General features: G+C 25.3%; 15 protein-coding genes. 7 read left to right on the top strand and 8 right to left on the bottom strand.

The window, feature by feature from the left end; all coding sequences use genetic code 11:
- Positions 1-28: 28 nt before the first annotated feature.
- From T364_RS10705 to T364_RS0107295, 8 genes are read right to left on the bottom strand one after another with little or no spacing between them, the layout of a single operon-like run.
- Positions 29-1663 carry a BatD family protein gene (locus T364_RS10705; RefSeq protein ID WP_051532690.1) on the bottom strand — a complete coding sequence of 545 codons (1635 nt, stop codon included), beginning with the start codon at positions 1661-1663 and terminating at the stop codon, positions 29-31.
- Positions 1641-2597, bottom strand: coding sequence for a hypothetical protein (locus T364_RS0107325; RefSeq protein WP_027128994.1), 957 nt, complete (start codon positions 2595-2597; stop codon positions 1641-1643). Before T364_RS0107325 ends, T364_RS10705 begins: the two co-directional genes overlap by 23 nt.
- Positions 2587-3546 (bottom strand): vWA domain-containing protein, encoded by a 960-nt coding sequence (locus tag T364_RS0107320; RefSeq protein ID WP_027128993.1) that lies wholly within the window; start codon positions 3544-3546, stop codon positions 2587-2589. The genes T364_RS0107325 and T364_RS0107320 overlap by 11 nt, the downstream gene beginning before the upstream one ends.
- 12 nt (positions 3547-3558) lie before the next feature.
- Positions 3559-4515 carry a vWA domain-containing protein gene (locus T364_RS0107315; protein ID WP_027128992.1) on the bottom strand — a complete coding sequence of 319 codons (957 nt, stop codon included), beginning with the start codon at positions 4513-4515 and terminating at the stop codon, positions 3559-3561.
- On the bottom strand, positions 4508-5161 hold the full coding sequence (locus tag T364_RS10700; protein ID WP_051532689.1) for a hypothetical protein: 654 nt from the start codon (positions 5159-5161) through the stop codon (positions 4508-4510). The genes T364_RS0107315 and T364_RS10700 overlap by 8 nt, the downstream gene beginning before the upstream one ends.
- A complete protein-coding gene (locus T364_RS0107305; protein WP_027128991.1) occupies positions 5158-5967 on the bottom strand; it encodes a DUF58 domain-containing protein in 810 nt (269 codons plus the stop codon). Before T364_RS0107305 ends, T364_RS10700 begins: the two co-directional genes overlap by 4 nt.
- A 12-nt stretch (positions 5968-5979) precedes the next feature.
- Complete coding sequence (locus T364_RS0107300) at positions 5980-6918, bottom strand: AAA family ATPase (RefSeq protein ID WP_245596659.1); 939 nt, start codon at positions 6916-6918, stop codon at positions 5980-5982.
- Positions 6919-6967: 49 nt separating this feature from the next.
- A complete protein-coding gene (locus tag T364_RS0107295; RefSeq protein ID WP_027128989.1) occupies positions 6968-7378 on the bottom strand; it encodes an acyl-CoA thioesterase in 411 nt (136 codons plus the stop codon).
- Between the two features lie 149 nt (positions 7379-7527).
- Here T364_RS0107295 and hemL point away from each other — a divergent pair, with 149 nt between their 5' ends.
- The 7 genes from hemL (at position 7528) to T364_RS0107260 (ending at position 16142) form a co-directional block, all read left to right on the top strand.
- Positions 7528-8826: a glutamate-1-semialdehyde 2,1-aminomutase gene (gene hemL / locus T364_RS0107290; RefSeq protein WP_027128988.1), complete on the top strand. Its 1299-nt coding sequence runs from the start codon at positions 7528-7530 to the stop codon at positions 8824-8826.
- 20 nt (positions 8827-8846) lie between these two features.
- Entirely contained in the window at positions 8847-9944 is a 1098-nt protein-coding gene (locus tag T364_RS0107285; protein ID WP_051532688.1) for an MrcB family domain-containing protein, read from the top strand.
- 31 nt (positions 9945-9975) lie between these two features.
- Complete coding sequence (hydG, locus tag T364_RS0107280) at positions 9976-11379, top strand: [FeFe] hydrogenase H-cluster radical SAM maturase HydG (protein WP_027128986.1); 1404 nt, start codon at positions 9976-9978, stop codon at positions 11377-11379.
- Between the two features lie 14 nt (positions 11380-11393).
- On the top strand, positions 11394-12452 hold the full coding sequence (aroB, locus tag T364_RS0107275; RefSeq protein WP_027128985.1) for a 3-dehydroquinate synthase: 1059 nt from the start codon (positions 11394-11396) through the stop codon (positions 12450-12452).
- Positions 12453-12462: 10 nt separating this feature from the next.
- Complete coding sequence (gene aroA, locus T364_RS0107270; protein WP_027128984.1) at positions 12463-13764, top strand: 3-phosphoshikimate 1-carboxyvinyltransferase; 1302 nt, start codon at positions 12463-12465, stop codon at positions 13762-13764.
- 209 nt (positions 13765-13973) lie between these two features.
- On the top strand, positions 13974-14945 hold the full coding sequence (locus T364_RS10695) for a type II toxin-antitoxin system RelB family anti-toxin (RefSeq protein WP_035945553.1): 972 nt from the start codon (positions 13974-13976) through the stop codon (positions 14943-14945).
- A 21-nt stretch (positions 14946-14966) separates the two neighbouring features.
- Entirely contained in the window at positions 14967-16142 is a 1176-nt protein-coding gene (locus T364_RS0107260; RefSeq protein ID WP_027128983.1) for a M20/M25/M40 family metallo-hydrolase, read from the top strand.
- Positions 16143-16157 lie beyond the last annotated feature (15 nt).

The following is a 16157-nucleotide window of genomic DNA, read 5'->3' as shown; positions in this document are numbered from 1 at the left end:
ATATTAATACAATAGTTAAAAATAACTCTTAACCATTTTTTCTTAAAACGTTAATAATTTTATTATAATCTAGTTTTTCATTTTTAAATAAAGATTTGCTAATATATCTATTTATCTCTAAAATTTCTTCGTTAGCTCCATTCTTTAAAAGTATATCTTCAAAATGAGCTTTAGGACTAAAATTATATTTTTCTTTCATATAAGCACAATAATTTTCATAAAATTCTTTATCATCTTTAGAATTTTTCATATTTTTAAAGAAACTTTTATAGTTTTTATCTTTTCTTTTTTTATCATATAAAAGTTTTATAATTATTCCACTTTCAATAATAACTATAACTCCTAAAACTCCAATGATAACTAATAGATTATTATTAGCTTTTGTATCATTTGTAGGAACTGTTGTAATTTCTATTATATTTTTTTCTACTGGTGTAGGTGTAAAATTAGTATTATCAACTACTGGAGTTTTTGGAGAGGAAACAGTAGAAACAGGTTCTCCTAAAACTTCTATATTTTTTCCCTCTATAACTAAATCTTTATATTTTTTTTCATTTACGTCAAAATATGAGATTTTTATATCTGGTATTTTAAGTTTTCCATTTTTTCTAGGAATAAATGCTATTTCAAAATCTTTACTAGCTTCATACTTTCCATTTATAATTTTTTCACTATAATTTGTAATAGATTGATAAATATTAAAATCTTGATTATCAAATGAAATAGTATTTAAAGATTCTAAGTTTACATCTCCATAAAGTCTTAATCTTAATACAAATGATTGTCCCACATCAATAGAAGTTTTATTATCCCAATTAGCTTCACCTTTTAAACTGCTTCCAACAATATTTTGAAAATTATTAGGTTTTCCCTCTTCTGGTAAAGAGTTTATCTTTATAGATATATCTTTTCCTCCAACATATTTTGGTTCAGATGTAGAAATATTAAAGAAATCACTCTCTTTTGCTTCTGTATAAGAGATAAGTCCTGAAACAATATTTTTTTCTCCTGAAAAGTTTGCTTCTAAAACTCCCTCTTTAATAAGGACTTCTAAAGCTTCCCCAGAAGGAGTATTTATTCTCTTTACTATTGGACTTCCTTGATTGTTTCGAGGTGTTAAATCTTTAAAATTAAAATCTGTAAATACAGGTTGTCCTGTATACCCATAATTATTTAATGAAGTTCTAACAATTAATTTTTCAAAATAAGGAATTTTTTCTCCCATATAATATTCTCTTTTATATTGAGAATTATCTGTAGTAACATAACTATTTTCTGTATTTATTTTATTATTTTTAGAAACATTGACAGTTACTTTATCAGATACTTTTTTTCCATTAATATTAAGAGCTAAATCAAAAACTCCCTCATTTAAAGGTAATACAGTATAAATTTCTGAATAAGATTTACTAGATTTTCCATTTATCCAACTAGATTGACTACGACTGCTTTTTCCCATACTTTGGAAGTTTTCAATTCCCTCTATTTTATAATCATCTCTTTTTTCATCTGTAAATTCTACTGTTATTTTTATAGGAACTCCAACTCTAGCATTTGGATTGTCCACTGTAAGTGTAGCTCCAAAAGTTATAATATTTATAATTGTCAATAAGAAAAAAAATGAAAACATTTTAAAAAATTTACCATCTATTTTTAGTATCATTTTTACCAACTCCTATTAGTCTTTCATTATTTTTAAAAGATTGTTTTTCATTTCCCTCTAATTTCTTTAATACCATTTCTAATTCTTTTTTATCTCTTGCTTTTTCTATATCTGTAAAAGATTGTGTCTGTGAATTAGTTGTATTTTGCTGTTGTTTATTATTTTGATTATCATTTTGTTTATCTTGATTTTGAGAATTTTGACTATCTTGATTATTTTGTTGATTATCATTATTTTGATTTTTATCTTGTTGCTGATTATTCTCTTGATTTTGTTGATTATTATTTTGATCTTGCTCTTGTTTATCTTGGTTATTATTCTGATTTTGTTTGTCATTATTATTAGATTGATTTTGCTGACTATTATTTTGATTGTTTTTATCCTGATTATTTTGTTGTTGATTATCTTTTTTATTCTTATCATCTTGTTTATTATTTTGTTTATCTTGTTTATCCTGATTTTTATCTTGGTTATTTTGATTTTGTTGATTATTTTCTAATTTTTTTAAAACTATTTCATAATTCTTTTTAATATTCATATCACTATTTTCAATCATAGCTGACTTATAATATTCTAAAGATTTTTCTAAATTATTTTCTTTTGAAGTTTCATTAGAATTATTTTTTTCTTTATTTTCAGAAAGCTTTACTATTGAATTTCCTTTTAGAAATCCAGCGTTTACAGGATTTTTCAAAACTTTTTCATACTCTTTAGCTTCATAATCATTGATTATAAGGTTTATTCTTATCCCATAATCATCTTTTATATTAAGAGCTTTTTCGTAATACTCTCTAGCCTTATCATAATTTTTAGAATAGTAATTTTTATTTCCCATTTTTACATAATAATAAATCATCATATCTTTATATGAAAATATTATAAAAAGAAGAGAGGTTATAAAAATTGCTATAAATAAATATTTTTTATTTTTCATAACTTACCCTCCCCTTTAAAAAATAACCTAACAAAATAAAAATCAATCCAAATCCCAAGAAAATTTGATAATATTTTTTATAAATTGCTAATTTTTCATTTTTTATATTATTCTTTTCTAAAGAATTTATCTCTGTTAAAAACTCTAAAGTATTATTTTGAAGATTGTTTACCTCATAATATTTTCCTTTAGAACTATTAGACATCTCTTTTAAAAAATCAGAATTTAATTGACTTACAACCACATTTCCTTTTTCATCTTTTATAAAACCAGTAGTTTGATTATCAGGAATAACAGCTCCTTTAGAAGTTCCAATCCCAACAGTATAGACTACAATTTTATTATCTTTTATAAAATCTAAAACTTTTTTATCATAATCTCCACCATCAGAAATTACAAGAACAATTTTATTATCGCTTTCTATCTCATTAAAAGAATTATTAGCTATAACAAGTCCCTCATAAATATTTGTTCCACCACCTGTAATAAGATTTGTATCAATAACATTTATATAATTTTCTGCTATTGTATAGTCATCAGTTAGAGGCATTTGAATATAAGCACTATCAGAAAAAGGAATAATTCCTATCTTATCTCCTTTAAGATTTTTTATAATCTCCTTAGTAACTCTTTTAGCTCCCTCAATTCTATTTGGATAAACATCTTTTGTAAGCATAGAACGCGAAGTATCAATAAGTACATAGATACTATTTCCCTTTCTCTCTACATTTTGCTCTTCTAAAAATTTTTCAGGAGAAAGTAGAGAGATACAAACAAGAACAGTCCCAATACTTATAAAAAATATTTTTAAATAAGAAATTTTTTTATTATTTGAGAGATTTAAAAGTTTTAAACCTCTATTTTTCTTTTTCAATCCCATTATTAAGATAACCATCATAAAAATGGGAAAAATAAAATAAATTAAGTTTTCTAAATTTCCAAATTTCATTGTATCCTTCCCCTATGGTAATCTTATAAATAATAGAAATTCAAAGAAAATTCCAATAATTAAAAATAGTAAGCTTGCTTTTACAAATCCCATATATAATTCTTCTTTTTGGAAAAACTCATCTTTTTCAAGCTCTGTTTTTTCCAAAGAATTTATTTTTTCAAAAATCTCATTAAAAGATTTTTCATCACTGGCTCTAAAATATTCTCCACCAGTTTCTTTAGCTATAGTTTTCAAAAGATTTTCATCAAGCTCTCTATTTCTAACTTTTGTCATTCCACCAAACCAAGGAACTTCCCTTTCGTAAGCTCCTATACCAATAGTATATATTTTGATTCCAAGTTTTTTTGCAAGTTTTGTAGCCTCAATAGGAGATAATTCTCCAGAGTTATTTTCTCCATCAGTCATAAGAATTACAACTTTTGATTTTGAAGTAGAATCTTTAAGTCTATTTAAAGATACACCAATTCCCATTCCAATGGCTGTTTGACTATTACTTGTAATATCACTAACTTTTATTTTTTCAACAGTTTCTCTTACCATTGAATTATCAAAAGTAAGAGGAATTTTTGTGTAAGCATCTCCACCAAAAATAATAAGTCCTATCCTATCATTTGTTCTTTTTCCAATAAATTTTGATAAAAGTTCCTTTGACTTTTCAAGTCTGTTAGGAGAAAAATCCTCTTGTAACATTGACCTAGATAAATCAAGAGCAACTACAATATCTATTCCATCTTTTTTTATTTTATGGTCAGTTACTCTTTGAGGTCTTGCAAGTCCTATTGTCATAAGGATAGCTGAAATTAAAATAAAATATTTTCCTATAAAGTATCTTTTATTTTTTAATGAATATTTTTTTATTTTTGAAATACTAGGAACAGTTATAGATTTTTTTCTCTCTTTTTTAAAAAATAAAAATAATATTATAGGAATAAGGAGAAAGAAATAAGGGTCTTGAAACTTAAACATTATTTTCCCCTCCTTTTAACTTATTAAAAATTTTAAAAGCTTTTATTTTATAATTATTTTTATCATTTATTTTATTTTGAGAAAATTTATAATAGTCAAGATTTTTTAAAAAATCAATATCATCTTTTGTAATTATAGAATTTTCTTTATAAACTCCTGCTAAAAAATTACTTTTACATACATAATCTATATATTCTCTCAAGGCCATACTGATTTCAAAATGAAAATTTTCATCAGAAAGATTTTCTAAAATATTTTTACATTTTTCATCAATAGGAATAATCTTTTCAATTTTTTTCTTTTTACTAAAATTTATAATAAAATAACTTATACTTGTAAGAAACATTATAACTCCCAAAAGAGTTATAAAAGGAAATTCTCCAGAATTTACAATTTTATTACTTTCATCTGTTAAATTCATATAGATATTTTTATCTTCTTTTGTAATTGATGAAGCAACTTTCAAATTTATTTGATTATTTCCAATATCAATTACATTATCTCCAACTTTAAAACTTCTGAAAGTTATCGTATTATTTTTATCAATTCCATCAATATGATAATCTTTAAATGAGGAAAGAATATTTTCTTTAGAAGTACCTTGTATATTTAGGTTAACTTTATCACCTATATAAATATCACTCATAAACTCCTCCTTCTAAAAAATTTCATAAGAGATTTTACATAATCTTCATCAGTATAAATATCTAATACATTTGAAATTTTTTCCTCTTGAAAATTTATATCCTCTTTTAAATTTCCTACAACAACAGTTTCTCCACTTTCAGAATCTAGTAAATTAAATAAAAATCCCTTTGGAAGAGATTGGAATTTTCTATCAATTATCCTTATAGGAATAACTGTATGTTTTTGTTGTATAAGCTTTAAAGTTTCTTCATAACCACTATCTAAAAAGTCTGATATTAAAAATACAACAGAATGTCTTTTCTGGATTTTATTAAAAAAGTTTAAAACATTTTTTATATCTGTTCCCCTTCCTAAAGGTTTTGTATCTAGCAGAGCTTCTATAATTTTAAGAGAGTGATTTTTTCCCTTTTGTGGAGAAATAAATTTTTCTATTTTATCAGTAAATAATATTAAACTTACATTATCACTATTTTTAGTGGCACTATAACTTATACTTCCAGCAATCTGTGTTATTAAATCCTCTTTCATTTTAAAATTATTTGAAAGAGATACATCTACCAAAAGAAATATGGAAAGTTCTCTCTCTTCCTCATATTCTTTTATATATGTTTTTCTCTGTCTAGCACTTGTTTTCCAGTCAATTCTTTTGACGTCATCACCGATTTCATATTTTCTTATATCAGAAAATTCCATTCCATTTCCTTTAAATATAGAACGATAATTTCCTACAAAAAATTCATCAGCCTTTGAAGATATATTCAAATCTATTTTTTTAATTTTTTTTAATAACTCTTCTTTTGTCATAATTACCTCTTTCTATGGTAATTCTACAGATTCTATAATTTCCATAATTATTTCATCAACATTTTTTTCAGAAGCAAGAGCTTCATAAGATAAAATTATTCTATGACGTAGCACATCATATATAACTTTTTTAATATCTTCTGGCATTACAAAATCTCTTCCCTCTAAGAAAGCATTAGCTTTTGAAGCTTTTACTAAAGCTATACTTGCTCTTGGAGAAGCTCCACAAGATATAAATTGAGATTTTTCTCTTGTTTTAAATACAATGTTTAAAATATACTCTTTTAATTTATCATCAATATAAACTTTTTTAACTTGATTTTTTAAAGAAGTTAAACCATCTTTATCAAGAATTTTTTTAATTTCAATCTCATCAAAATCATTTTCACCAGTGATAAGATTTAAAAATTCCATTTCTTCAGCTTTTGTAGGATATTCAACTTTTACTTTCATTAAAAATCTGTCTTGTTGAGCCTCTGGCAATGGATAAGTTCCATTTTGTTCTATCGGGTTTTGAGTAGCTAGAACTATAAAAGGTTTTTCAAGTAAAAAAGTTTCATTGGCTATAGTTACTTGTTTTTCTTGCATAGCCTCTAAAAGGGCAGCTTGTACTTTAGCTGGAGCTCTATTTATTTCATCAGCTAACACAATATTTGCAAAAAGTGGACCTTTTTTAGTATAAAATTCTCCAGTTTTCTCATTATAAATTTCAGTACCAATTATATCACTTGGTAATAAATCTGGTGTAAATTGTATTCTAGAAAATTTTAATCCTAAAGTTTCTGCAATAGTATTTACTGTTAAAGATTTTGCAAGTCCAGGAAATCCCTCTAATAAAATATGACTTTCTGTTAAAATTCCAATAAGAATTTTATCTATCATATTTTCTTGACCAATAACTTTTTTTCTAATTTCTGATTTTAAAATTGAAATAATAGCATTAGTTTCCAAGTTAATTCACCTCTCATTTTTAAAAAAATTCTATACCTCTCATATGGCATTATAAAGTCACTGATTTTTTATAATTATCTAGTGCTTCTACAAATTCTTTTGGCATTCTTCCAGGTTTTTGTTTATTATAATCAAAAGCCATATTTTTAGTAGAACCTTTTAAAACAATTTCATTTTTTTCATTTACAACTTCATAAAAAGTATCAAAAGAAGCTCTGGTACATTCTATATCTTTTATAAAACATTTTAAATTTTCTCCAAGTTTTACCTCTTTTAAATAATATACATGAGATTCTAATTGAATAATTCCTTTATCTTCTCCAATATTTACTTCATCATATCCTAGAGAATTTAAAAATTCCATTCTAGCCTGTTGGAAAATAATTAAAGCTCTTTCATTTCCCATATGACCTCCGTAATTTATATCTGATACAATAACTTTGTAATCTATTGAAAACATAATATACCTCCATAAAATTTTAATTCGATTTTTTAGACTGATAAAAAAGTAAAAATTGTTAAATAAAATTATAAAAAATTTAGAAATATGAAAATAATTAATCCAATTGTGATATAATATCTTTGTAAAGTATGAAAGGAGATATAAAAATGAGTTATCAAAATTCTAAAAATATATATGATGAAGCAATAAAATTTATTCCTGGAGGAGTTAACAGTCCTGTTAGAGCTTTTAAATCTGTAAATAGAGAGGCTCCTATCTTTGTAAAAAAAGCTAAAGGTTCAAAACTTTGGGATGAAGATGGAAATAAATATATAGACTATATTTGTTCTTGGGGTCCAATGATACTTGGACATAATTTTGAAAGAGTTATTGCTGGTGTGAGAGATGAGATTGAAAATGGAAGTTCTTATGGATTACCTACAAAATTAGAAGTAGAACTTGCAAAATTAATAACAAAATCTTGTCCATCAATAGAAAAAGTTAGACTTACAACTTCTGGAACAGAGGCTACAATGTCAGCTGTTAGACTTGCTAGAGCCTATACAATGAGAAACAAAATTTTAAAATTTGAAGGTTGTTATCATGGACATTCTGATGCTCTTTTAGTAAAATCTGGGTCTGGACTTTTAACAGATGGTTATCAGGATAGTAATGGAATTACTGCTGGAGTTTTACAAGATACTTTAACAGTTCCTTTTGGTAATAGAGAAAAAATTCAAGAGATATTAGAAAAAGAAGATGTAGCTTGTTTAATAATGGAACCTGTTCCAGCTAATATGGGCGTAATAACTCCTGATGTAGAATTTTTAAAATTTGTAAGAGAGATTTGTACAAAGACTAAAACAGTTTTAATTTTTGATGAAGTTATTTCTGGTTTTAGATTATCTCTTGGAGGAGCCCAAGAATATTTTGGAATAACTCCTGATATGACAACTCTTGGAAAAATAATTGGTGGTGGATATCCTGTGGGAGCTTTTGGTGGAAAAAAAAAGATAATGGATTTAGTTGCTCCTATTGGTAGAGTTTATCATGCTGGAACTTTATCAGGAAATCCTATATCTGTAAGGGCTGGACTTGAAACAATAGGATATTTATATGAAAATAGAGAAACTATTTATAAAACTTTAGAAGAAAAAACAAAATATATTACAACTGAATTAGAAAAAATTGCTATGGAATATAATGTGCCTGTTTGTATTAATAGATTAGGTTCTCTTTATACAATATTCTTCACAGATAGGAAAGAAGTTAATAATTTAGAAGATGCTCTTTCATCAAATACAGAAAATTTTGCTATATACTTTAATGAGATGTTAGACAATGGAATTGTTATTCCTCCATCTCAATTTGAAGCACATTTTATTTCTTTAGCTTTAACTGAGGAAGATATAGAAAAAACTTTAAAAGTTGCAAGAAAGGCTTTTGAAAAAATCAGTAAAAAATAATTAATTTTAGAGGAAAAATTATGGAGAATTTAAGAGAATGTTTTATAAAAATTTCTAATGAATATCTTAATGAAAAAGAAAAAAATTTTGCTAAAAATTCTTTAGGATATTTTATAAGAAAAGATATTCCTGAATTAATAAAAAATAAAATTAATTTAGATATAAAAAAATATAAAGTAGATGGTTCTTGTGGTCAAGGTGGTTGGGCAGCAGTTCCTTGGATAGCCATTTTTGATAAAGATATAACTCAATCAGCTCAAGAAGGATATTATTTAGTTTATCTTTTTGATGAAAAAATAAATAAGGTCTATCTTTCTCTTAATCAAGGTTGGACTTTTTATAAAAAAGAATTTGGTAAGAAAAAAGGTAGTGAAAATATAAAAAAAGTTTCAGATAAATTAAAAAGAAAATTATTAATATTAAAAGATAGAAGTTATAAAGATTTAGAAGAAATATCTTTAGGAGAAGGAAATCTAGCTAAAGGATATGAACTTGGACATATTTGTGGTGTAGAATATGATTTAAAAACTCTACCCAATGAAAATGTTTTAATAAATGATTTAATAAATATGCTAAATATCTATTTAGAATTAAAACATTTGCTATATATAAATGATTTTTCAAAGATAATAGAAAGTTATATTTTAGATGATAAACTTTTTATAACCAATGAAGATGAGTTAAATTTTCAAGTACAAGAATCAAGTTCAGAAGAAATGGAAATATCCCCAAAGAAAAAATTAACTCCTAGAATTTCCGAAAATGAAAAAATTTGGCCTAGAGACCCAAGCATTTCTAAAGGAGCAATAGAAAAGGCTAATTTTCTTTGTGAATTTGATAATAATCATCAATCTTTTATTTCAGATACTACTAAAAAACAATATATGGAAGCTCACCATTTAATTCCTTTAAATTATCAAGATGAATTTGAAAATAGTTTAGATGTAATAGGAAATATTGTAAGTCTTTGTCCTACTTGTCATAAAAAAATTCATTATGGTATTTTTAGAGAAAAAGAAAAGATGTTAGAAAAATTATATTTCGAAAGAAAAAAATTATTAGAAAAATTTGGAATAGAAATTACTTTAGAAGAATTAAAAGAAAAATATAAAAAATAATACTAAAAGTAGGGTACAGGAAGGAAGAAAAATGATAGAAAAAAAATATGATATAAGTTTTTTAAATGAGGAAAATATTAATAAAATTTTAGAAAATGCTAAATTAAAATCTAACAATGAAGAAGAAATAAATAGAATTTTAGAAAAAGCTAGATTATGTGAAGGGATTACTCCAGAAGAAGCAGCTATTCTACTATCTGTAAATGATGAAGAAATTTTAAATAAAATGTTTAAAATAGCCAAAGAGGTTAAAGAAAGAATTTATGGAAAAAGAATAGTTATGTTTGCTCCTCTTTATGTAAGTAACTACTGTGTAAATAATTGTAAATATTGTGGATACCAACATTGTAATGAAGATTTAACAAGAAAAAAACTTACTAGAGAAGAATTAGTTGAAGAGGTAAAAGCTTTAGAAAAATTAGGACACAAAAGAATAGTTTTAGAAGCTGGAGAAGACCCAATTAATTGTTCTATAGATTATATTTTAGATTGTATAAAAGATATTTATTCTATAAAATTTGAAAATGGAAATATAAGAAGAATAAATATAAATATTGCAGCAACAACTATAGAAAATTATAAAAAATTAAAAGAAGCTGAAATTGGAACTTATACTCTTTTCCAAGAATCTTTCCATGAAAAAACTTATGATAGAATGCATTTAAGTGGACCAAAGAAAAATTATTATTACCACACTACAGCTATGTTTAGAGCTAGAAAAGCTGGAATAGATGATGTAGGAATTGGAGTTCTTTATGGACTTTATGACCATAAATATGAAACTGTAGCTATGATTATGTATGCTAATGAATTAGAAAAAGTTACAGGAGTTGGTCCTCATACAATTTCAGTTCCAAGACTTAGAGAAGCAAGTAATGTAACTTTAGAAGAATATCCATATCTTGTAAATGACTATGAATTTAAAAAGATTGTGGCTGTTTTAAGATTAGCCGTTCCTTACACAGGAATGATATTATCTACAAGAGAAGAAAGTAAATTTAGAGATAGTGTTATAGAATTAGGAATTTCACAAGTAAGTGCTGGTTCTTGTACAGGAGTTGGAGGATATTTAGAAAATAATGAAAACACAGCACAATTTGAAGTTGGTGACCATAGGTCTCCAATGGAAATGTTAGAAAGTTTAATGAAAAGTGGATATATCCCAAGTTATTGTACAGCTTGTTATCGTTCTGGAAGAACAGGGGATAGATTTATGGAAATTGCAAAAAGTGGAAAAATTAATGTTATGTGTGAAGCCAATGCAATGATGACTTTAAAAGAATTTTTATTAGATTATGCTGATGAAAATTTAAGAAAGATAGGAGATGAAACTATTTTAAAAGAACTTGAAAAAGTTAAAGATGAAAAATTTAAAGAAAAAATAAAAGGTTACTTAAAAGATATAGAAAATGGTGCTAGAGATATATCAGTTTAATTAAAGAGGTATGTATGAAAACTATAGATATAAATTTAGGAATAAAATCATATAAAATAGAAATAGATAAAAATCTTTTAGAAAAAATTGGAGAAAAAATAAAAGAGAATTTTTCATATAACAAGATTTTTATAATAACAGATGAAAATGTAGCCTCTTTTTATCTTGAAAGATTAGTAAAAGTTTTGGAAAAAGAAAATTTTTTAGTTAGTTATTTTATTATTCCTCCAGGAGAAAAAAGTAAAAATCTCAATATGGCTAGTGAGATTTATAAAAAACTTGTAGAAGAAAAAATCACTAGAGGAGATTTAATAATAACTTTAGGTGGTGGAGTTGTAGGAGATTTAGGAGGTTTTGTAGCTGCTACATTTTTAAGAGGAATTGATTTTATACAAGTTCCAACCTCTCTGCTTGCTCAAATAGATAGTAGTATTGGTGGAAAAGTAGCTGTAGACTTAGAAGAGGGAAAAAATCTAGTTGGAAGTTTTTATCAACCTAAAGCTGTATTTATAGATACAGAACTTTTAAAAACATTACCACTTAGATATTTTCGTGATGGATTAGGAGAAGCCATAAAATGTAGCTGTATAAGAGATAAAAATTTATTCTCACTTTTTAAAAATATGAAAGATGAAAAAGAGGCTTTAGAAAAATCTCAAAATATAATTGAAGCTTGTTGTATGGTTAAGAAAAAAGTCGTGGAAAATGATGAATTTGACAAAGGAGAAAGAATGATTCTTAACTTTGGACATACAATAGGTCATGCAATAGAAAAAAACTATAATTTTGAAACTTTTACTCATGGAGAAGCTGTGTCTATTGGTATGTGTAAAATTACTGAAATTATGGAAAATTTAGGGATTAGTGAAAAAGGAACTTTTGAAAAAATAAAAAGAGTTTTAGAAAAATTTTCATTACCTACAGATTGTGAAATTAATAGAGAAAAAACTTTAAATACAATTGGTAGAGATAAAAAGAATTTTGGAAAATCTATAAATCTTATAGTCCTTTCTGAAATAGGAAATGGAAAAATAATGAAAATAGATTTTAATGATATAGAAAAATATATTTAATGGAGAGTTTATGAAAGATATAATTATAACTCCTAACTCTTTAAGTGGAGAGGTTATTATCCCTTCTTCTAAAAGTATAGGACATAGAGAAATTATTTGTGCTTCTTTAGGAGATGGAGAAAGTATAGTTGATAATATAAGTATGTCAAAAGATATTGAAGCTACTTGTAATGGACTTAAAAATTTAGGAGCTACTATAAAAGAGATTCCCTCAAAAATAAAAGATAGAAGAGCTTTTCTTATAGAGGGTGTAAATGGAAAAATTAAACTTCAAAATAAAAATATTTATTGTAATGAATCAGGTTCAACTTTAAGATTTCTAATTCCTTTAGGAGCTTTATCTAGTGAAGAAATTATTTTTAATGGAGAAGGAAAATTAAAAGAAAGACCATTAGACCCTTATTTTGAAATTTTTAAACAAGACAATATAAATTTTGAAACTTGTAATGATAAAATAAATCTTCCTTTAAAAATAAACGGAAAATTAAAAGGTGGAAAATATTTTTTACCTGGAAATGTAAGTTCTCAATTTGTTTCAGGACTTTTATTTGCTCTGCCCCTAATAGAAAATGATTCTGTTATAGAGATTACTTCTTCTTTAGAATCAGCAAGTTATGTAGATTTAACTTTAGATTCATTAAAAAAATATGGAATTTCTATAGAAAATCAAAATCATAAAAGATATATTATAAAAGGAAATCAAAAATATAAAAATATAGATTCTGATGTTGAGGGAGATTTTTCTCAAGGAGCTTTTTGGTTAGTTGCTGGAGCTTTGACAGATAGAGAAGTCATTTCTAAAGGTTTAAATATAGATTCTCTTCAAGGTGATAAAAAGATTTTAGAAATTTTAAAAAGAATGGGAGTAAATTTAAAAATAGAAAAAAATAAAATTATTTCAAGTTCTTCTAATACAAAAGGGACTATTATTGATGCCAATGACTGTCCTGATATTATTCCTATTCTTACAGTTTTAGCAGCTCTTAGTGAAGGAGAAACAAAAATAATAAATGCTGGTAGGCTTCGTATAAAAGAGTGTGATAGATTAAATGCTATTGCTACAGAATTAAATAAAATCGGTGGGGAAGTTATAGAACTTTCTGATGGTCTTATTATAAGAGGAAAAAAATCTTTAAATGGTGGAAAAGTAGAATGTTGGAATGACCATAGAATAGCTATGAGCTTGGGAATCGCCTCTATAAAATGTAAAGAAAAACTTATTTTATCTGGAGCTAACTGTGTAGATAAATCTTATCCAAACTTTTGGAATGATTTTATAAATCTTGAGGGAAAAATAGAAGAAATAAAATAAAAATATAAAAATGAACCATTTTTTGGATAAATTCCAATAAAAAGGTTCATTTTTTATATATTTTTAGTAAAAAAATATTAGGACAGTTATAGGACTATATTTGCTTAAGATTATCATAAAATATTATAATAACTTATTTTAAAAAATATTGTTGACAAAATTTATGACAGTAATTTAACATTATAACTAATAAAAACAGGAGATAAAATATGAATGAAGTTTTTAAGGATATTCCATATTATAAGATAATAAAAAAGATTAGAGAAGAACAAAAACTTACTCAGACTGAATTAGCTAAGAAATCAGGGGTCAGTTTTAAGACTGTAAATCGTTATGAAAATGGGACAAAAATAAGTTTTGACTCAGAGAAAAAAATATTTGATGCTTTAGGTGTAAATATTGAAAAAGTTGAAACTTCATTAGAAAAAAATAAATCATCATTTAATAAACAAGCCGAAGATTACAATAAGTTTGAATTTATAAATAATAAAACAGAAATTCGAAAAATTGTTAATATTGGTTATCCATATAATCATAAAAGAGTTTTAGATTTAGCTTGCGGTGTAGGGGTAATAGCTTTAGAATTATCTAAGTATGCTGAAATAGTTGATGCTTTAGATATAAGCCCTTTTATGATTGAAAAAATAAAAAAAACATGTAATAAGAAAGAAATAAATAATATAAATTATTTGGTAGGAGATGCTCATAATCTAAAATATGAAGATAATACTTTTGATACTATTGTAACAAGACTTTCAATGCACCATTTTAATAATCCAAATGTAGTTCTAAAGGAAATAAAGAGAGTTTTAAAAAATTTTGGTGAATTAATAATAATAGATATTATAACAAGTGATAATAAAGAAGAAGCAGAATTACAAGATAGTCTTAATAAAATAAGAGATTTTTCTCATAATAAATTTTTTACTTTAAATTCATTAAAAAAATTATTAAAAGATAGTAATTTTATCAATCCTGAAATACAACTTTGGAAACAGAAACGTAATTTTAAAGATTGGATATCTTTATCTAATTATTCTGATGATGAAAACATTCTTTATAACATAATGAAAGGTTTTGCAATTAATAATATAAAATTAGGAATGAATTTAAAATTTGAAAATGATAATTTATTCTTTGAACAAAAAATGATACTAATTAAAATAATTAATATAAAATAAAAAACTTAGGAGGGGTATTTTATGAAATACGATGTAAAAAAGGCTTTTGATTTTATTGATGAAAAAGAAAGTGAAATGAAACAATTATGGATTGATTTATGTAAAAAAGAAAGTCAATCGGCAGATATTGAAGGAGTAAATAATGCCATAGCTTTCTTAGATGAAAATTTAAAGAAATTTGGAATGACTACTAAAATTCATAAATTTTCAGTAGGAGCAAATAGTATAACCGCTTGGTATCCAACAGAATCAACTGAATTAGAAATGGCTCTTTTAGGGCACCTTGATACTGTTCATAAGAAAGGATTATTTGGAGAAGAAATTGTTAAAATTGATGAAAAAGAAGGAATAATTTATGGACCAGGAGTTTTAGATTGTAAAGGTGGAGTAGTAGTAGCTAGTCTTGTAGCTAGAGCTTTACATCATATAGGTTATGATAAAGTTGTAAAGCTTGCTTTTTCTGGAGATGAAGAAGTAGGACATAGTTTAAGTAATGGAGAAGGAAAAAAATTCTTCCTAGATGAATTAAAAGGATTTAAAGCTGCTATGGACTGTGAAACAGGATTTGTTGATGGAAGAATAGTAGTAGGAAGAAAAGGAACAACAAACTACAAAATTACAATAAAAGGAAGAGCTGCTCACTCTGGAAATGAACCACAAAAAGGAATAAGTGCTATAAGAGAAGGAGCATATAAAACTATTAATATTGAAAAAGAAAATGATTATAATGGAATTCACTATAATGTAGGAGTTGTAGAAGGTGGAACTAGTAGAAATACTATTCCAGAAATGTGTACATTAACAGTTAATGTTAGATTTAGAAAATTAAAAGATTTAGAAAAAATAGAAGCTTTCTTAAAAGAAATGACAGAAACATCTTTTGTACCAGGAACAACAGCTACTATTGAACAACTTTCTCTTTCTGACCCAATGGAAGAAAATGAAAAAAATCATAAATTATTTGAACATGTAAAAAATATCTCTGAAGAATTAGGATTTGGAACTCCTTATTCTTGCTACTTAGGTGGAGGTTCTGATGCAGCTTATAGTGTTGCTCTAGGAATTCCTACAATTTGTGGAATGGGTGTTAAAGGATATGAAAATCATAGTTTAAGAGAAAGAGCTGTAATAAATTCTTTAGTTGAAAGAGCAAAATTAATTGTAAAAAGTATTTTAACTTTACCTGAAAGTTTCTAATTAGGAGGTTTTAAA

The organism is Fusobacterium perfoetens ATCC 29250, assembly GCF_000622245.1.
Taxonomy (GTDB): domain Bacteria; phylum Fusobacteriota; class Fusobacteriia; order Fusobacteriales; family Fusobacteriaceae; genus Fusobacterium_B; species Fusobacterium_B perfoetens.
Note: the sequence above shows the minus strand (reverse complement) of the source record. Positions and strands in the feature narration are given on the sequence as shown.

Bases quoted from the DNA above. Each gene is read 5' to 3' on its own strand.
- T364_RS10705 (WP_051532690.1), bottom strand. From the start codon at position 1,663: ATGATACTAAAAATAGATGGTAAATTTTTTAAAATGTTTTCATTTTTT.
- T364_RS0107325 (WP_027128994.1), bottom strand. From the start codon at position 2,597: ATGAAAAATAAAAAATATTTATTTATAGCAATTTTTATAACCTCTCTT.
- T364_RS0107320 (WP_027128993.1), bottom strand. From the start codon at position 3,546: ATGAAATTTGGAAATTTAGAAAACTTAATTTATTTTATTTTTCCCATT.
- T364_RS0107315 (WP_027128992.1), bottom strand. From the start codon at position 4,515: ATGTTTAAGTTTCAAGACCCTTATTTCTTTCTCCTTATTCCTATAATA.
- T364_RS10700 (WP_051532689.1), bottom strand. From the start codon at position 5,161: ATGAGTGATATTTATATAGGTGATAAAGTTAACCTAAATATACAAGGT.
- T364_RS0107305 (WP_027128991.1), bottom strand. From the start codon at position 5,967: ATGACAAAAGAAGAGTTATTAAAAAAAATTAAAAAAATAGATTTGAAT.
- T364_RS0107295 (WP_027128989.1), bottom strand. From the start codon at position 7,378: ATGTTTTCAATAGATTACAAAGTTATTGTATCAGATATAAATTACGGA.
- hemL (WP_027128988.1), top strand. From the start codon at position 7,528: ATGAGTTATCAAAATTCTAAAAATATATATGATGAAGCAATAAAATTT.
- T364_RS0107285 (WP_051532688.1), top strand. From the start codon at position 8,847: ATGGAGAATTTAAGAGAATGTTTTATAAAAATTTCTAATGAATATCTT.
- hydG (WP_027128986.1), top strand. From the start codon at position 9,976: ATGATAGAAAAAAAATATGATATAAGTTTTTTAAATGAGGAAAATATT.
- aroB (WP_027128985.1), top strand. From the start codon at position 11,394: ATGAAAACTATAGATATAAATTTAGGAATAAAATCATATAAAATAGAA.
- aroA (WP_027128984.1), top strand. From the start codon at position 12,463: ATGAAAGATATAATTATAACTCCTAACTCTTTAAGTGGAGAGGTTATT.
- T364_RS10695 (WP_035945553.1), top strand. From the start codon at position 13,974: ATGAATGAAGTTTTTAAGGATATTCCATATTATAAGATAATAAAAAAG.
- T364_RS0107260 (WP_027128983.1), top strand. From the start codon at position 14,967: ATGAAATACGATGTAAAAAAGGCTTTTGATTTTATTGATGAAAAAGAA.